This is a genomic window from Nocardioides rubriscoriae (assembly GCF_008087085.1).
Taxonomy (GTDB): Bacteria; Actinomycetota; Actinomycetes; order Propionibacteriales; family Nocardioidaceae; genus Nocardioides; species Nocardioides rubriscoriae.
Window position 1 is genome coordinate 597,184 of the sequence record NZ_VIYJ01000002.1, and the last position, 15,168, is coordinate 612,351.

Below are 15,168 nucleotides of genomic sequence, written 5' to 3' on the forward strand. Positions count from 1 at the left end.
ACATGGCCACCGCCCGACGTCGTCTCTCGTGGGTGCTGGTCGCCGCCTTCGTCGTGGTGCCGATCCTCGAGATCTACGTCCTGATCCAGGTCGGCCAGGTGATCGGCGCCTGGTGGACCATCGCGCTGCTGATCGCCGACAGCATCCTCGGCAGCTGGCTGATCAAGCGCGAGGGCGGGCGGGCCTGGCGCGGACTCACCTCGGCCCTCGACAGCGGGCGGATGCCGGCCACCGAGCTGGCCGACGGGGCGCTGATCCTCATCGGCGGCACGTTGATGCTCAGCCCCGGCTTCGTCACCGACGTCGCGGGCATCCTGCTCATCCTGCCGCTCACGCGTCCGGTCTTCCGGCGGCTGCTCGCCGGGGTCGTGGCACGGCGCCTGACCGTGGTCGGGCCACTCGGGCCGCGCGGTCCGTTCGGAGCCTCGACGGGCCGTCGGGACGCACAACACCCCGGACCGGTGGTCCGGGGTGAGGTGATCGACGACTGACGCTGCGACACGGCGGCGGCCAGCCGGCGCCGGCGCTAGGCGGTCGCGCGCGACTTCTTCTTCGGTGCGGGGCGGTGCAGGTGGGCGGGACCGATCTCGCCCCCGCGCAGCAGCTCGAGGCGCTCCTTGAGGATGTCCTCGAGCTCCTTCTCGGAGCGGCGCTCCAGCAGCATGTCCCAGTGCGTGCGGACCGGCTTCTCGACCTTCTCCTCGCGCTGGATGCCCGAGGTGCTCAGGCCCTCCGCGCCGCAGCGGGGGCACTCCCACACCGCCGGGACGTCGGCCTCCACCGACATGGTGATCTCGAAGTCGTGACCCTGCTGACACCGGTAGCCGACCTGCTGACGTGCGGCGAACTCGATGCCGCGCTCGTCCTCGAAGCTCTGACCACCCAACCGTGCACCACGCAGTGTGCGCTCTGCCATGAGGCACCTCCAAACCAGTAAGCGTGGACGTCGTGGTCGAGCGGGACGCCCGACCATGTGGTTCAACGGTACCCAGCGCGACAAGATTCCAAGCCTGATGGGCGACAGACCTTCGGTATGTCGACGACGTAATGTCAACACCTGTCATGCAGAAGTGGGACTCCGGCATCACCCCTGGTCAGGGCCTTCACCCCTGCGGAGGAAACCCCCGCCGGAGCGAGTCGGGCACCACGTTGCCGGCCTCCTCGATACCCCGCTGGGGATCGAGACGGAGCAGGAAGACGGCGCCGATCGCGAAGAACGCGATGAGCGCGAGCAGCGCAGGGCGGTAGGAGTCGGTGAGCTGGAAGACGAGCGCGAAGACGAACGTGCCGAGCCACGACGTACCGCGCTCGGCGGCGTTGTAGAGCGCGAAGTACTCACCCTCGCGACCGCGGGGGATGAGCAGGCTGAAGAACGAGCGCGACAGCGCCTGCGTGCCGCCGAGGACCAGCCCGATGGCGACGGCCACGAGCATGAAGAGCGCGACGTTGCCCCGAGGCAGGAAGAACGCCACGACCACGATGGCGATCCAGACGAACACGCCGTAGAGGATCGGTCGGTAGCTGCCGACCCGTGCGGCGATCCAGCCGAACAGCAGCGCTCCGCCGAAAGCCACGAACTGGATCAGCAGGATGGTGCCGATCAGCACGCTGTTGCCGAAGCCGAGGGTCTTGGAGCCGTAGGTGGAGGCGGCGTAGATGACGGTCTGGATGCCGTCGTTGAAGAACAGGTACGCCGCCAGGAAGGTCAGCGTCATCGGGTAGCCGCGCAGCTGCTTGAGCGTGCGCCACAGCTGTCCGAAGCCGCGGTCGAGCACGCTGCCGCTGATCGGGAGCAGGTCGACCGGGGGACGGTCGCGCAGGCGCAGGAAGGGGATCACGGTGAAGCCTGCCCACCACACCGCAGCCGAGAGCAGCGAGAGCCGCACGGCGAACGCGCTGCTGAGGCCGATCTGGCCGTGGCCGAGGAACATCGCCAGGTTGAGGGCGAGCAGGGTCCCGCCGCCGAGGTAGCCGAACGCCCACCCGCGCGAGGAGACGTGGTCGCGCTCGGCCTCGGTCGAGATGTCGACCAGGATCGCTGAGTAGCTGACCAACGAGCAGCCGGCCAGCACGCTGCTGAACACGATGGCCACCGCGCCGACCTGCCACTGGTCGTCCTGCATGAGGAACAGCAGCGACGCGAATGCGGCCCCGGCCCACGCGAAGAACGCCATGTGCCTCTTCTTGTGGGCCGACCGGTCGACGAACGCCCCGACCACCGGCAGCACGAACGCGCTGACGATGGTGGCGAAGCTGGTCAGGTAGAAGGGCAGCGACCCCGCAGCGAGGTTGAGCCCGAGCACGCCGACGGTGTTGCCGCACGTCGCGGCGTCCTTGAGGTTGTCCGGGCAGCCGGCCGCGTTGCCGGCGACCTCGATCATGTAGGGCGCGAACATCACCGAGAGCACGGTGGTGAAGTAGGCGCTGTTGGCCCAGTCGTACCAGTACCAGGCCTTCTGCTCCTGCGCGCGCTCGAGCGGCGCCAGGTCCGCGAATCCCGTCATGTGTCCCCTCCCAGGGCTCATCGGCCGGTCAGCCACTGGCCGCGCTCGACGAGCACGTCCTTCAACAGGTCGGTGCGGTCGGTGACCAGACCGTCGACGCCGAGGTCGAGCAGCTCCCTCATCTCCTCGACCTCGTCGATCGTCCACACGTGCACATGCTTGCGTGCGGCGTGGGCGCGGCGCACGAGCCGCGCCGTCGTGACCGTCAGACGGCCGCGGCGGTGCGGCACCTGCAGGGCGTCGAAGTCACCACCGGGCAGCCCGCCGACGAAGGCGACGACCTCGGCCGGTGCGGCCGACGTGGCCACGCGCCGGGCGGTGAGCCGACGGAACTCCCGCAGCCGGGCCCGGGAGAACGACCCGACCAGGACGTCGTCCCAGAGCCCGCGTGCGGCGACGAAGGCGGCCAGGGCGTGCACGGCACCGTCGGACTTGAGGTCGATGTTGAACCGTGCACCGGGCAGCCCCTCGACCAGGGCGGCCAGCGTGGGGATCTCGCTGCGCCCCCCGATCCGGGCCCGGCGTACGTCGGCGTGGGTGAGCCCGGCGATGGGCCCCTGCTGGTCGCAGACCCGGTCGAGCACGTCGTCGTGGAACGCCATCAGCACCCCGTCGGCCGTGGTGTGCACGTCGGTCTCGAGGTAGCGGTAGCCCAGCGCCACCGCGTGCTGGAAGGCCTCCAGGGTGTTCTCGAGGCCCTCGATCTCGGGGTGGTAGGCCCCGCCCCGGTGCGCCAGGGCCAGCACCGCCCCCGGCTGCTCGAGCACCTCGTCGAGGTAGGGCCGGCCGGTGCGTGGGGTCACCGACGAAGTATGGCGCCCTGGCGAACGGCGCAGCCACCGAGCGGAGGGGAGACCCGTGCGCAGGCACAGGCGCCCCGGCCCCACGGCCACGTCACCACACGGCGCACCTCGCGGTCCGGTGGGCACTCGTGCGGGTCGGCCCCGCCGGGCCACGTCGCGGAGCCCTACAAGGGTGGCGCGGGGGCGCCGCACGTGCGCGCCGGAGCCGCGACCAATCGGGTCAGATGTCTCTGAACGTCTCGATGTTGGCGCCAAGAGTGTTGAGGCGCTCGGCGAGGTCCTCGTAGCCGCGGTGGATGACGTAGGTCGAGCGCAGCACCGAGGTGCCCTTGGAGGCGAGCATGGCCAGCAGGATGACCACGGCGGGGCGCAGGGCCGGGGGACAGACGAGCTCGGCGCCGGAGAACGACGTGGGGCCCTCGATCATCACGCGGTGGGGGTCGAGGAGCTTGACGTGGCCGCCGAGCTTGGTCAGCTCGGTGAGGTAGATCGCGCGGTTCTCGTAGACCCAGTCGTGCAGGAAGGTCTGGCCCTCGGCGACGGCCGCGATGACGGCGAAGAACGGCAGGTTGTCGATGTTGAGCCCGGGGAACGGCATCGGGTGGATCTTGTCGAGCGGCGCGATCAGCTGCGACGGCTTGGTGTGGAGGTCGACGAGTCGGGTGTGGCCGTTGAGGGCGACGTACTCGTCGGAGCGGTCGTAGTTGAACCTCATCTCCTCGAGCACCGCGAGCTCGATCTCGAGGAACTCGATCGGGACCCGCTTGATGGTGATCGACGACTTGGTGACGATCGCGGCGGCGAGCAGCGACATCGCCTCGATGGGGTCCTCGCTGGGGGCGTAGTCGACGTCGACGTCGATCGTCTCGAGACCGGTGATGCGCAGCGTGGTGGTGCCGATGCCGTCGACGCGGACCCCGAGCTTCTGCAGGTAGAAGCAGAGGTCCTGGACCATGTAGTTGGACGAGGCGTTGCGGATGATCGTCTCGCCGGGGTGCAGGGCGGCGGCCATCAGGGCGTTCTCGGTGACGGTGTCGCCGCGCTCGGTGAGCACGATCGGACGGGTCGGCTCGACGGCACGGTTGACCTGGGCGTGGTAGCTGCCGTCGGTGGCCTTGACCTCGAGTCCGAAGGGCCGCAGGGCGGTCATGTGGGGCTCGACGGTGCGCTCGCCGAGGTTGCAGCCCCCGGCGTAGGGCAGGTCGAAGGCCTCGGCGCGGTGGAGCAGGGGACCGAGGAACATGATGACCGAGCGGGTGCGCCGCGCGGCCTCCTCGTTGATCCGGCTCAGGTCGAGGTCCCTGGGCGGCACGATCTCGAGGTCACCCTCGTCGCCGATCCAGCGCGTCTGCACGCCGAGGCTGTTGAGCACCTCGAGCAGCCGGTTGACCTCCTCGATGCGCGCGACCTTGCGCAGCGTGGTGCGGCCCCTGTTGAGCAGCGAGGCGCACAGCAGCGCGACACCGGCGTTCTTCGACGTCTTGACCGTGATCGAGCCCGACAGGCTGGTCGGCCCCTGCACCCGCAGGTGGGTGGGGCCGGCGCCGAGGGCGACGATCTCGGAGTCGAGCGCCTCGCCGATGCGGGCCAGCATCTCCAGGGAGAGGTTCTGGTGGCCCTTCTCGATGCGGTTGATCGCGCTCTGGCTCGTGCTGAGGAGGTCGGCCAGCTGGGCCTGCGTGAGCCCGCGGTGCTTGCGCGCGTCGCGGATGAGGTTGCCGATGCGGCCCTTGTAGTCGACTGCCATGCCGCCCACCGTAACTCACATGTGAGATATCGGGGAAAGTGCGACGGGCGTGGCGACCGCCGGGGACGGCTCGTGTGGAGTCGACGTGGTGGGTCCTGGTTGGATCGGGGTCATGAAGGCGACGATGATCCACGGACCCCGCGACATCCGTTTCGAGGAGGTCCCCGACCCCACGATCAGCAAGCCCACCGACGCGATCGTCAAGGTGACCGCGTCGTGCATCTGCGGCTCCGACCTGTGGCCCTACCGCGGCGACGACAAGACCGAGAGCGCCCACACGATCGGCCACGAGTGCCTCGGCGTCATCGAGGAGGTCGGGTCGGAGGTGCGCGACTTCAAGGTCGGCGACTTCGTGGTCGTGCCGTTCGACCACTGCGACAACACCTGCCCGGCGTGCCGCAACGGCGCCCAGTCGGCCTGCGACAACTTCGGCATCACCCAGAGCGGCCAGGCAGAGTACGCGCTGGTCACCCAGGCCGACGGCTCGCTGGTCAAGACCGACGGCGTGCCCGACGACGACCTGATCCCCTCGCTGCTCACGCTGTCGGACGTCATGGCGACCGGCTGGCACGCAGCGGTCGCCGCCGGGGTCCGCAAGGGCGGCACCGCGGTCGTGGTCGGCGACGGCGCGGTCGGCCTGTGCGGCGTCCTGGCCGCGGCCCACATGGGCGCCGAGACGGTCATCGCGATGTCGCGCCACGAGCCCCGCCAGGAGCTCGCCCGCAGGTTCGGCGCCACGCACGTGGTCGCCGAGCGCGGCAAGGACGGCGTCGCCGCGGTCAAGGACATCCTCGGTGGCGTCGGCGGCGACGCCGTGCTCGAGTGCGTCGGCAACGGCCCGGCGTTCGAGCAGGCCTTCCGCGTGGCCCGCCCCGGCGCGACCGTCGGGTTCGTCGGAGTGCCGCACGGTGCGGAGGCGCCCCTGCGCCTGATGTTCAGCAAGAACGTCGGGTTGGCCGGCGGCATCGCCCCGGTGCGTCGCTACCTGCCCGAGCTGCTCGACCTCGTGCTCGACCGCACGATCGACCCCGGGCTGGTCTTCGACCTGACGCTGCCCCTCGACCAGGTCGCCGACGGCTACCGGGCGATGGACGAGCGCACCGCGATCAAGGTCCTGCTGCGCCCGTAGGCCGCGGGTCCGGTCCGGCCCCGGTCGGGGTCAGGCGCTGAGGAGCAACGCGCCGGTGCTGCCGGGCATGACGCACGGCTCGCAGCCGCAGGTGTCGCTGCACGCGAGGAACGTGTGCACGGCGTGGCCGCAGCGGTTGCACGGCAGGTCGTGGGTGAGGTGACCGGGCTGGTCGTCTTGCCGGGTGTCCCACATCGGGTCCACCTCCTCTCGCGGTGCCGGTGGCGGGTCTGGGCCTGTCCTTCGACGGTAGGACTCCTCGGGGGCCGGTCGTGATACTTCGCGTCGGAACTGGTCACAAGGGACCAGAGGGACTGTCCGGTCGGCCCCGCCCCACTGCCAGGTCGTCCGTCGGGGTGGCCTGCCGGGCGCATCAGCGACGTAGGTTCGTGCCATGACTGAATCGAACACGCATTCGACCGACGAGCCCCAGGAGCTGCTGGGCGCCGACACCCCGACCACGACCGAGAAGGACCCCGAGGACTGGGTGACCGGCGACGAGCCGATGACCGGTGCCCAGCGCAGCTACCTCGACACCTTGGCCCGAGAGGCAGGGGAGACCCTGTCCGGTGACCTCACGAAGGCCGAGGCCTCCGAGCACATCGACCGGTTGCAGGACGCCACCGGGCGCGGCGCACAGACCTGAGCCGTGACCTGAGTCGCGACCTGGGTCGTGGTGGTCCCGGCTACGGTGGGGGCGCCGGGCGTGAGGGGCGCCCGGCTTCGTGGGAGAAGAGCCATGGCCCAGGACGACCGGGACGCACGACCAGCGCTGAGCACTCGCGCGGCACTGCCGTTCCTGGCGTGCGCGCTGCTCGGCTTCGTCGTGCTCCTGCTGCCGCCGTCGGGGGAGAGCGACGGGCGTCTGGTCGAGGCAGGGCTGCTGTTCGCCGCGATCGTCGTCGCCGCGGGCCTGTTGCCCTGGGGTCGGTGGCCCCCGTGGACCTGGGCGATCCCGCCGATCGCCTACCTCGCGGTCATCGCACTGCTGCGCGACGCCTCGGGCGCCACGACCGCCCTGGCCCCGTTGGTCAGCCTGCCCGTGCTCTGGCTCGCCCTGCACGGCGGCCCGCGCGCGCTGGCGGCCGCCGTGGTGGGGACCGGCCTGATCTTCGTCGTGCCCCTCCTCGTGGTCGGGGAGCCGTCCTACCCCGCCGCCGACTGGGGTCGCGCCGTGCTCTGGATGGCGGTGGCCGGCCTGGTCGGGCCCGGCATCCAGTCCGTCGTACGGCGCCTGCGCGAGCGTGAGGAACGCCTGACCGCCCTGACCCAGGAGCTGACGGCGATCCAACACCAGTGGGAGCGGTTCGGCGAGGAGCTGCCCGACACGGTCGTGCTCGTCGTCGACGCCGACCTGCGCTACCAGCAGGTCTCCGGGGCCGGGGCCCTGCGCCACGATCTCGAGAGCTGGCTCGGGCGCACCCTGGCCGAGACCTCCACGCCCGACAACGTCGCCGTCCTCGAGCCGCTCTACCGTGGCGCGCTCGAGGGCCGGCCCGGGGAGTGCGAGATCAACTCGACCACCGACGGCACCCCGCACCAGGTGACGGTGGTCCCCTTCGGCTTCCACGGAGAGCCTGCCGCGCTGGTGGTGGCCCGTGACGTCGGGCTCGCCCAGCGACGCGAGATGGAGGCCCGCCGCTCGGTCGAGGAGCTGCGCCGCCTCGCCGAGCGCGACCCGCTCACCGGCCTGGTCAACCGCCGCACCTTCGACGAGATCCTCGAGGACCACCTCGCGGCGTGCGCCGACCCGGGCTGGACCGGGCCGTGCGGGGCGGTGCTGGTCCTCGACATCGACCACTTCAAGCGGGTCAACGACGCCCTGGGCCACCACGTCGGCGACCGGCTGATCGTGTCGGTGGCCCAGCTGCTGGTCACGGCCCTGCGCGACACCGACGTGGTCGCGCGGCTGGGCGGCGACGAGTTCGCGGTGCTGCTGCGCGACGCCGACGCCGAGGTGGCCGTCCGCGTCGCCCAACGCGTCGTCGACGTCGTACGCCGCCACACCGCAGGGGTGCCCGAGATCACCGGGGCCGTCACCGCCAGCGTCGGGGTGCGGCTGGTCACCGACGCGACCACCAGCGCCCACGACCTGCTCGTGGCCGCCGACACCGCGATGTACGACGCCAAGCGGGCCGGACGCGACCGGTTCGTCAACGCCTCCTGAGACCGGGGCCCCGGACCCTGGCGGCGACCGGCGATCGGGGGGAGGGTGGCGGGGACAGACGCCCCCGACCGACCGGAGCCGATCATGAGGACCAGGGTCACGCTCGTCGCGACCAGCGCCGCGATGGCGCTCACCGTCACCGCAGGAGCGTCGGCGGCGCGACCGCCTGCCGCGCCGTCCGGCGAGGCCCGGCCGGCAGCGGCACGGCACTGCGCCCAGCCGGGCCCCTACGAGTTGCCCCACGGGTCGCAGGCGGTGCGGCTGCGTCCCGAGGACTTCACCGCGCGCATCGACCACCCGTACTGGCCGATGCGGCCTGGCACCACCTGGCACTACGTCGAGCACGGGGGAGGAGAGGTGGCGCGCGTCCGGGTCACGGTGTCCCGTCGGACCCGGCTCATCGAGGGGGTGCGCGCCCGCGTCGTCCACGACGTGGCGCGGGTCGGCGGCGAGGTCGTCGAGGCCACCTGGGACTGGTACGCCCAGGAGTCGGCCGGCAGCCTGTGGTACCTGGGGGAGTTCTCGCAGACCTTCGAGGACGGCGTACCGGTCAGCACCGAGGGGTCGTGGGTGCACGGCCGCGACGGCGCCCAGGCGGGGATGATCCTGCCGGCCCGTCCGCGTCCCGGGTGCGGCTACCGCGAGGAGTACCGCGCCGGCGTGGCCGAGGACCGGGCCCGGATCCTGTCGACCCACGAGGTCCTGCGCACGCCCACGGGCCTGCACCGTGGGGTCGTGCAGACCGCCAACACGAGCCCGCTGGAGCCCGACGTGCTCGAGAACAAGTTCTACGCCCGGGGTGTCGGACCGGTGCTCGAGCTCGACCTGTCGCCCGAGCTGGGCCGCGCCGTCCTCGTGCGGGTGACCCACACGCGCTGAACGACGGCCGACCTCGTCAGCGCCGCCAGAACAGGTGGTGGACGACCCCGTCGGGGCGCGGCACGACGTCGACGTGGTAGCGGTCGGCGAGCTCGTCGGGGGAGGTCCACAGCCGGGTGCCCGCACCCAGCTCGACGGGGACGACGGCGACGTGGAGGGTGTCGACCAGGTCCGCGTCGAGGAAGGCACGGATGGTCGTGGCGCCGCCGCCGAGGCGCACGTCCTTGCCGTCGGCGGCCTCGCGCGCCAGCTCGAGGGCGGTCTGCGGATCGGCGTCGACGAAGTGGAACGTCGTGTCGGACAGCGTGAACGACGGCCTCGGGTGGTGGGTCAGGACGAGGACCGGCGTGTGGAACGGCGGCTCGTCGCCCCACCAGCCCTGCCACTCGTGGTCGGTCCACGGACCTCGCTGCGGGCCGAACTTGTGGCGCCCCATGATCTCGGCGCCGATGTTGCGGTGGAACTCGCGGGTCAGGTAGTCCTCGAGGCCGCGGCTGCCCCCGGGCTCGGTGCGGTTGGGCCAGCTCGCCGTGCCGAAGGCCCACGCGAACATCGTGCCGGGGTCGGCGTGCCCGAACGGCCGTTCCAGGCTCTGCCCCTCGCCGGCGGCGTACCCGTCGCGGGAGACGGTGATGTTGTGGCCCCTCAGCAGCTGGCTCATGGACGTGTCGACCCGAGGCGGCACGAGGACTCATCGGTGGAGACGGGCACCGCTCACACCACCCGGGTGAGCAGGCTCAACAAGGTGGCGCGCTCGTCCTCGGAGAGTGCCGAGAACGGCAGCCCGCTGCCGTAGAGGGCCGTCTCGAAGCGCGCGTGGAGGTCGGCGCCGGAAGCGGTGCGGGCCACGAGCGTGACCCGTCGGTCGCGCTCGTCGCGCTCGCGCCGGACCAGGTCCTGACGCTCGAGCCGGTCGACCAGGCCCGTGATGTTGCTGGCGTCGCGCTGCAGGAGGGTCGCCAGGGTGCTCATCGGTCGGGGCTCGTCGAGAAGCCCCAGCAGGGATGCCTGCTGCCGGGTGAGGCCGTGCTCGGCCGCGACCGCCTCGTAGCGGTGCTGCAGGTTCTCGGTGAGGTCGAAGACGAGCCGGACGATCTCGGCGTCCGCTCGTCCCTGCATCCGACGCGACGTGGACATGTCCGCACCGTACTGCACCTGCTCGAAAGGTTGACACTCGCAATCATTGCGCTACGGTACTAACTACTTGAGGTGCTCAACTATCACCATCACCAAGTGCGGACCGGCGCAAGGTCCGCCGTCCACTCGGAAGGAACCACTCGTGGTCAACATCCTGCTCCAGTCGGTCGTCGCCCTGCTCGCGGCAGGCCTCGGCGTCTCGGCCCTGGCCGGCGTCGGGCCGGTCCGCGAGCTCGGGCTCCGACGCCGGCTCGTCCGCTGGCCCTGGGGAGTGCTCGTGACGCTGTCCGGCGTCGGCCTGCTGGTCGGCAACCGGGTCCCGTTCGTCACCTTCTTCGCCGCCAGCCTGCTCGTGCTCACCCTGGTCCCGGTCCTGGTCGCCTCGGTCGTGCGGCGCCCGAGCGCCGGCGCCCGTGGCCCGGTCGCCCTCCTGGGCCTGGCCGCGGCGGCCGTCGGGCTCGGCGTCCTGCAACCCCTCGGCCTCAAGGTGCTGCTGCTGCCACACCCCGACGACCTGCCCTACGACCCCGTCGCCGCCAGCCGGGTGGTGAGCACCTTCGACGACGGCATGTGGTTCGAGGGCATCGAGCAGGGCCCCGACGGGACCCTCTACCTCGCTGAGAGCACCGGGGAGGACTACGCGCGCGGCGACAAGAGCGACGTGGAGGCCCAGGTCATCGCCCGCGCCACGGACGGGTCGCAACGCAGCTTCTTCACCCTGCCGACTGGGTCCACCGCCGGCGTGATGGCCGTGGCGGACGACGGGACGCTCTACCTCTCGGTCACCGGCGGGCTGCAGGGCCTGTGGCAGGTCGACGCGACGGGGGAGGGACGGCTGCTCGCGCCGCTGCCGGACGACTCCTTCCCCAACGGGGTGACGCTCTCCCAGGACGGCCGCACCGCCTACGTCGCCGACAGCGCCCTGGGCACCGTGTGGCGCGTCGACACGGCGTCGGGGGAGACCGAGCGCGCGTACGAGGGCGACGTCCTGCGTGCGCGGCGCTTCGTGGCGCTCCCGCCGGGCGCCAACGGCATCCACCTGGTGGGGGAGCACGCCTACGTCACCAACTCCGACTCGGGTGAGCTCCTGCGCTTCACCATCGACTCGCGCGGCGACCTCCACGACCCCGAGGTGCTGGTGCGGGGGGTGCCTGCCGACGACTTCGCGGTCGACGAGGACGGCACGATCTACCTCACGACGCACATCTACAACACAGTCGTGCGCGTGACCCCCGACGGCCGTCGTAGCGTCGTGGCCGACGAGCGCCAGGACGTCACCGGCGCGACCGACTGCGTCCTGGTGACCGGGCCCGATGGCACCAGGACGCTGTACGTCGTGACCGACGGGGGAGCGCTGGCCACGGGGGACCAGGACGCCGCCGGCACCCTCGTGGCCCTCGACCTGCGGTCCTGAGCCACGACGTCGCGCCCGGCCCCGATGAGTTCGGGGTCCGTGGCGGGTCGACCAGTCAGACACGACCGACCACACCGACGACCAAGAGGAAGCAGATGTCGTTCCAGGCCCACCTGGACACCATGGAGAAGAAGTCCGGGCGCACGCCCCAGCAGCTGCTCGACGAGGCGGCGGCCCTGGGCCTCGATGTCCCACCGGTCGAGGCGGCCGCCGTCGTGGACTGGCTGCAGGAGAGCTACGGGGTCGGGCGTGGGCATGCCATGGGCCTGGGTCCACGTCATCGAGAACGGGCCGGTCATCGACGACAAGCACGTCGGCACCGGCGGCACCCACCGCGACGACAGCGCCACCCTGCGCCTCGACGGCCTCGCGGCCCGCTGACCGTGGCAGCGGGCCGCGAGGCTCAGATCATCGGGCGCATGTAGCCCGGCGCCTCGACGTCGATCATCGACAGCGACGAGGCGTGGTAGACCAGCCCGGGCACGTGGATGGCGTGCACCTGGCCCATGTGGATGTCGCGCCAGAACCGCTGCAGGGGGTGGTCCATCCGCATGCCGTTGCCGCCGGAGCGGGCCACGATGTCGTCGACGGCGCGCACGGCGCGGTGGGCGGCGGCGACCTGGTTGCGACGCGAGAGCGACCGCTCGCCGAACTCGTACTCCTTGCCGGTGGCGACCGCGTCGTACATCCGGGAGACGCCGTCGAGGAGCGCGACGCGCGAGGCGTGGATGTCGGCGGCGGCCTCAGCGATCGCGGACATCACGTAAGGGTCGTCCTTGACCTTACGACCGGTGATCTGCACGCGGCTGCGCTGGTAGGCCATGTGGTGGGCCAGGGCTCCCTCGGCCATGCCGATCACGGCGGAGGTGATGCCGAGCGGGAAGATCGCCGAGAACGGCATCTGGTAGAGCGGGTTGGTCAGGCCGCGGTCGCGCCAGGCCGAGCCGTCGACCAGGCTGTCGTAGGTCACCGTGCGATAGGACGGGATGTGCGCCTTGTCGACGATGACGTCCTTGCTGCCGGTGCCCTTGAGCCCCACGACGTCCCACGAGTCGGGCACGATGGTGTAGTCGCTGCGGGGGATCAGCACGTGGATCAGCTGCGGCGGGTCGAGCAGCGGGACGCCGTCGGCGTCGCCGAGCAGCGCCCCGAGGAACAGCCAGTCGCAGTGGTCGGTGCCCGACGAGAACTGCCAACGCCCGGAGAACTCGTAGCCGTCGTCGGGGCCGCCGACGGGCTTCAGGACGCCCATGGGGGCGTAGGGGGAGCCGACCCACACGTCGTCGTCGTTGCCCCACACCTCGTCCTGCACGCGCGGGTCGGCGAAGGCCATCTCCCACGGGTGGACGCCGACGATGCCGGAGATCCAGCCGGTCGCGCCGTCGAGCGAGCCCAGCTTCATGGTCGCCTCGGCCCACTCGCGCGGGTGCGTCTCGAGGCCGCCGTGGCTGGCGGGCTGCAGCATCTTGATGACACGCGCCTCGCGCAGCAGCCGGACGGTCTCGTCGGTGAGCTGACCGGCGGCCTCGTTCTGCGGACCGAGCGCGGCGATCTCGTCGGCGCGCTCCTCGATCGCCCGGAGCACCGGGAAGGAGTGGACCTGGGTGGTGGACATGGAGCCTCCTGGAACGTGCGCCACCGGCGGTGGAGAACTAGAACACGTTCTCATTGTGGCGGAGGAGGCGCTCCGGCGCCATCACCCGAACGATTCTGGTTCGTGAGCGCGTCAGTTCTGGTTCGTGAGCGCGTCAGTCGACGTGGACTGCTGCCGCGGCGGGTCAGGCTGCAGGCCTCTGGTGCGGACACCCCACCAAACGGCACCAGGATCGACGACACCAGATCGTTGGCCGAGGTCGTCGACGAGATCCTTCGACGGTCCTCGATACGACTATCCCCCGACATTCCAAAGATCGCCGATAAGTGACATTATGTCAGGTGAAGGCTCTCAGAGTCGGTCACCGTCGCGCAACGGCGCCCCCCAGGCGCGCAGACGGTCGGAGATGTCCTGCACCTCGGTGATCTGTCCTGCAGCAACAGCGATCACCAGGTCGTAGATGTCGTCGTCGCTGGCGTCGAGTCGCCGGCCGTTGAGTCCGAGGAACAGCATGGCCGCCTTCAGACCGAGGCGCTTGTCGCCGTCGACCAGCGGATGCGAGCTCACGATGGAGTGCATCAGGGCCGCCGCCTTGCCTGCCAGTCCGGGACAGGCCTCTTCCCCGAATATGGTCGCCTGCGGACGGGCGATCGCCGCGGCGAGCAGCCCGGGGTCCCGGATGACGTGGACCGGACCCATCTCGCTCTCGATGACCGCCAGCACGTCTTCGTCGGTGAGGTAGTCGACACAAGACGCGGCTCGTACGATTCCTCGCTCACTGACCGAGACGGTCGAGCAAGTCGCGCCGGTCTGCACCGATCTGTGCGATCAGCTCGTCTCGACGGCGAGTCCGCTGAGTCGCAGCCTCGACGACAGCGCGTCGTGCGAAGGTCTGCATCGACACGCCCTCGCGCTCGGCCGCCCGGCGGAGCAACTCGGCCTCGGCGTCGTCCAGTCGCAATGTCATGGCCATGGAGCACATGATACCGGCTGATACCAGATCCGGACGACACGCTCATGAGCCACCGGCGAGCTCGCCTTTCTCCGGATCGCCTCAGACGGCCTCGAGGACGAAGAAGAGGAAGCACAGGAACGCCGTACGGTCCCCCAGGTCGGGCGGCAGCAGGTCGCGCGGGGTGTCGGGGTCGAACGGTGGCTCGCTGACCACCGAGATCCGGAAGCCCGCGCGGGCGAAGGCGTCGGTCATCGCGTGCAACGGCCGGTGCCAGAAGGTCAGGAACACCGTCTGCTCGCCGAAGGTGTAGTCCTCGGTGTAGGGCGAGGTCGCGAAGTAGTCCTCGTCGGGGTAGACCACCGGGCGGATCACCGGGTGGTTGACCGAGATCAACAGCCGCCCACCCGGCCGCAACACGCGTCGCAGCTCGGCCAGCGGACCTGTCCAGTCCTCGAGGTAGTGCAGCACCAGCGAGCAGACGACGTCGTCGAACTCCCCCGTGCCGAAGGGCAGCGGCTCGGTGAGATCGGCCACGAGCACCCGGGTGTCGTCCCCGAGCCGCTCCCGCGCCAGGTCCACCATCGCCGGGCTCGCGTCGAAGCCGGTCACGTGCGCGCCACGGTCGCGCAGCGCTGCCGCGAGCGGTCCCGCGCCGCAGCCGGCGTCGAGGACGCGGCGCCCCTCGACGTCGCCGGCGAGGGCGAGCATCGCCGGCTTCTCGTAGTGGGCGTTGAACAGCCCGGTCTCGTTCTGCCGGGCATAGCTCTCAGCGAACCCGTCGTAGTGGTCGGCCTTCATCGTGGTCCCGTGATCCCCTCGTGTGGCGTGTCCATGGACCT

Annotated in this window: 18 protein-coding genes and 1 pseudogene; 8 read left to right on the forward strand and 11 right to left on the reverse strand. The window is 71.0% G+C overall.

What is annotated here, in order from left to right:
- Positions 1–2 precede the first annotated feature (2 nt).
- Complete coding sequence (locus FZC61_RS06205) at positions 3–491, forward strand: FxsA family protein (RefSeq protein ID WP_148613238.1); 489 nt, start codon at positions 3–5, stop codon at positions 489–491.
- Positions 492–526: 35 nt separating this feature from the next.
- Here the strand turns inward: FZC61_RS06205 and FZC61_RS06210 are convergent, their stop codons facing one another.
- The 4 genes from FZC61_RS06210 to FZC61_RS06225 all read right to left on the reverse strand — a co-directional run bounded on the left by FZC61_RS06210 (position 527) and on the right by FZC61_RS06225 (position 5,054).
- Positions 527–916 carry an RNA polymerase-binding protein RbpA gene (locus tag FZC61_RS06210; protein ID WP_148613239.1) on the reverse strand — a complete coding sequence of 130 codons (390 nt, stop codon included), beginning with the start codon at positions 914–916 and terminating at the stop codon, positions 527–529.
- 187 nt (positions 917–1,103) lie between these two features.
- Entirely contained in the window at positions 1,104–2,504 is a 1,401-nt protein-coding gene (locus FZC61_RS06215) for an MFS transporter (RefSeq protein ID WP_148613240.1), read from the reverse strand.
- 17 nt (positions 2,505–2,521) lie between these two features.
- Complete coding sequence (locus FZC61_RS06220; RefSeq protein WP_246142559.1) at positions 2,522–3,307, reverse strand: glycerophosphodiester phosphodiesterase family protein; 786 nt, start codon at positions 3,305–3,307, stop codon at positions 2,522–2,524.
- 220 nt (positions 3,308–3,527) lie between these two features.
- A complete protein-coding gene (locus tag FZC61_RS06225) occupies positions 3,528–5,054 on the reverse strand; it encodes a UDP-N-acetylglucosamine 1-carboxyvinyltransferase (protein ID WP_148613241.1) in 1,527 nt (508 codons plus the stop codon).
- A gap of 112 nt (positions 5,055–5,166) precedes the next feature.
- On the opposite strand from FZC61_RS06225, the gene FZC61_RS06230 reads away from it, so the two are divergent.
- Positions 5,167–6,183: a zinc-dependent alcohol dehydrogenase family protein gene (locus FZC61_RS06230; protein WP_148613242.1), complete on the forward strand. Its 1,017-nt coding sequence runs from the start codon at positions 5,167–5,169 to the stop codon at positions 6,181–6,183.
- Between the two features lie 30 nt (positions 6,184–6,213).
- Here the strand turns inward: FZC61_RS06230 and FZC61_RS22965 are convergent, their stop codons facing one another.
- Complete coding sequence (locus FZC61_RS22965) at positions 6,214–6,378, reverse strand: hypothetical protein (protein ID WP_170285996.1); 165 nt, start codon at positions 6,376–6,378, stop codon at positions 6,214–6,216.
- A gap of 199 nt (positions 6,379–6,577) precedes the next feature.
- Here FZC61_RS22965 and FZC61_RS06235 point away from each other — a divergent pair, with 199 nt between their 5' ends.
- The 3 genes from FZC61_RS06235 to FZC61_RS06245 all read left to right on the forward strand — a co-directional run bounded on the left by FZC61_RS06235 (position 6,578) and on the right by FZC61_RS06245 (position 9,229).
- Positions 6,578–6,829: a DUF3072 domain-containing protein gene (locus tag FZC61_RS06235; protein ID WP_148613243.1), complete on the forward strand. Its 252-nt coding sequence runs from the start codon at positions 6,578–6,580 to the stop codon at positions 6,827–6,829.
- A 93-nt stretch (positions 6,830–6,922) separates the two neighbouring features.
- On the forward strand, positions 6,923–8,350 hold the full coding sequence (locus tag FZC61_RS06240; RefSeq protein ID WP_148613244.1) for a GGDEF domain-containing protein: 1,428 nt from the start codon (positions 6,923–6,925) through the stop codon (positions 8,348–8,350).
- Between the two features lie 84 nt (positions 8,351–8,434).
- Positions 8,435–9,229 (forward strand): hypothetical protein, encoded by a 795-nt coding sequence (locus tag FZC61_RS06245; RefSeq protein ID WP_148613245.1) that lies wholly within the window; start codon positions 8,435–8,437, stop codon positions 9,227–9,229.
- 16 nt (positions 9,230–9,245) lie between these two features.
- Here the strand turns inward: FZC61_RS06245 and FZC61_RS06250 are convergent, their stop codons facing one another.
- Positions 9,246–9,890: a dihydrofolate reductase family protein gene (locus FZC61_RS06250; protein WP_148613246.1), complete on the reverse strand. Its 645-nt coding sequence runs from the start codon at positions 9,888–9,890 to the stop codon at positions 9,246–9,248.
- 53 nt (positions 9,891–9,943) lie between these two features.
- Entirely contained in the window at positions 9,944–10,366 is a 423-nt protein-coding gene (locus tag FZC61_RS06255; RefSeq protein ID WP_211357112.1) for a MarR family winged helix-turn-helix transcriptional regulator, read from the reverse strand.
- 142 nt (positions 10,367–10,508) lie between these two features.
- On the opposite strand from FZC61_RS06255, the gene FZC61_RS06260 reads away from it, so the two are divergent.
- The 3 genes and pseudogenes from FZC61_RS06260 to FZC61_RS23900 all read left to right on the forward strand — a co-directional run bounded on the left by FZC61_RS06260 (position 10,509) and on the right by FZC61_RS23900 (position 12,161).
- A complete protein-coding gene (locus FZC61_RS06260) occupies positions 10,509–11,780 on the forward strand; it encodes an SMP-30/gluconolactonase/LRE family protein (RefSeq protein ID WP_148613247.1) in 1,272 nt (423 codons plus the stop codon).
- A 122-nt stretch (positions 11,781–11,902) separates the two neighbouring features.
- Positions 11,903–11,989, forward strand: a pseudogene (locus FZC61_RS23620) (hypothetical protein); the annotation flags it as partial.
- A 40-nt stretch (positions 11,990–12,029) separates the two neighbouring features.
- Entirely contained in the window at positions 12,030–12,161 is a 132-nt protein-coding gene (locus tag FZC61_RS23900) for a hypothetical protein (RefSeq protein ID WP_281289799.1), read from the forward strand.
- A 22-nt stretch (positions 12,162–12,183) separates the two neighbouring features.
- On the opposite strand, the gene FZC61_RS06270 is transcribed toward FZC61_RS23900, so the two are convergent.
- From FZC61_RS06270 to FZC61_RS06285, 4 genes are all read right to left on the reverse strand, one after another.
- Positions 12,184–13,395, reverse strand: a complete 1,212-nt coding sequence (locus FZC61_RS06270) for an acyl-CoA dehydrogenase family protein (protein ID WP_148613248.1) — start codon at positions 13,393–13,395, stop codon at positions 12,184–12,186.
- Positions 13,396–13,725: 330 nt separating this feature from the next.
- Positions 13,726–14,097: a type II toxin-antitoxin system death-on-curing family toxin gene (locus tag FZC61_RS06275; RefSeq protein WP_246142560.1), complete on the reverse strand. Its 372-nt coding sequence runs from the start codon at positions 14,095–14,097 to the stop codon at positions 13,726–13,728.
- A 52-nt stretch (positions 14,098–14,149) separates the two neighbouring features.
- Positions 14,150–14,347, reverse strand: coding sequence for a DUF6290 family protein (locus FZC61_RS06280; protein WP_148613249.1), 198 nt, complete (start codon positions 14,345–14,347; stop codon positions 14,150–14,152).
- 81 nt (positions 14,348–14,428) lie between these two features.
- Positions 14,429–15,127 (reverse strand): class I SAM-dependent methyltransferase, encoded by a 699-nt coding sequence (locus FZC61_RS06285; protein ID WP_148613250.1) that lies wholly within the window; start codon positions 15,125–15,127, stop codon positions 14,429–14,431.
- Positions 15,128–15,168 lie beyond the last annotated feature (41 nt).

Bases quoted from the DNA above. Each gene is read 5' to 3' on its own strand.
- FZC61_RS06205 (WP_148613238.1), top strand. From the start codon at position 3: ATGGCCACCGCCCGACGTCGTCTCTCGTGGGTGCTGGTCGCCGCCTTC.
- FZC61_RS06210 (WP_148613239.1), bottom strand. From the start codon at position 916: ATGGCAGAGCGCACACTGCGTGGTGCACGGTTGGGTGGTCAGAGCTTC.
- FZC61_RS06215 (WP_148613240.1), bottom strand. From the start codon at position 2,504: ATGACGGGATTCGCGGACCTGGCGCCGCTCGAGCGCGCGCAGGAGCAG.
- FZC61_RS06225 (WP_148613241.1), bottom strand. From the start codon at position 5,054: ATGGCAGTCGACTACAAGGGCCGCATCGGCAACCTCATCCGCGACGCG.
- FZC61_RS06230 (WP_148613242.1), top strand. From the start codon at position 5,167: ATGAAGGCGACGATGATCCACGGACCCCGCGACATCCGTTTCGAGGAG.
- FZC61_RS22965 (WP_170285996.1), bottom strand. From the start codon at position 6,378: ATGTGGGACACCCGGCAAGACGACCAGCCCGGTCACCTCACCCACGAC.
- FZC61_RS06235 (WP_148613243.1), top strand. From the start codon at position 6,578: ATGACTGAATCGAACACGCATTCGACCGACGAGCCCCAGGAGCTGCTG.
- FZC61_RS06240 (WP_148613244.1), top strand. From the start codon at position 6,923: ATGGCCCAGGACGACCGGGACGCACGACCAGCGCTGAGCACTCGCGCG.
- FZC61_RS06245 (WP_148613245.1), top strand. From the start codon at position 8,435: ATGAGGACCAGGGTCACGCTCGTCGCGACCAGCGCCGCGATGGCGCTC.
- FZC61_RS06250 (WP_148613246.1), bottom strand. From the start codon at position 9,890: ATGAGCCAGCTGCTGAGGGGCCACAACATCACCGTCTCCCGCGACGGG.
- FZC61_RS06255 (WP_211357112.1), bottom strand. From the start codon at position 10,366: ATGTCCACGTCGCGTCGGATGCAGGGACGAGCGGACGCCGAGATCGTC.
- FZC61_RS06270 (WP_148613248.1), bottom strand. From the start codon at position 13,395: ATGTCCACCACCCAGGTCCACTCCTTCCCGGTGCTCCGGGCGATCGAG.
- FZC61_RS06280 (WP_148613249.1), bottom strand. From the start codon at position 14,347: ATGGCCATGACATTGCGACTGGACGACGCCGAGGCCGAGTTGCTCCGC.
- FZC61_RS06285 (WP_148613250.1), bottom strand. From the start codon at position 15,127: ATGAAGGCCGACCACTACGACGGGTTCGCTGAGAGCTATGCCCGGCAG.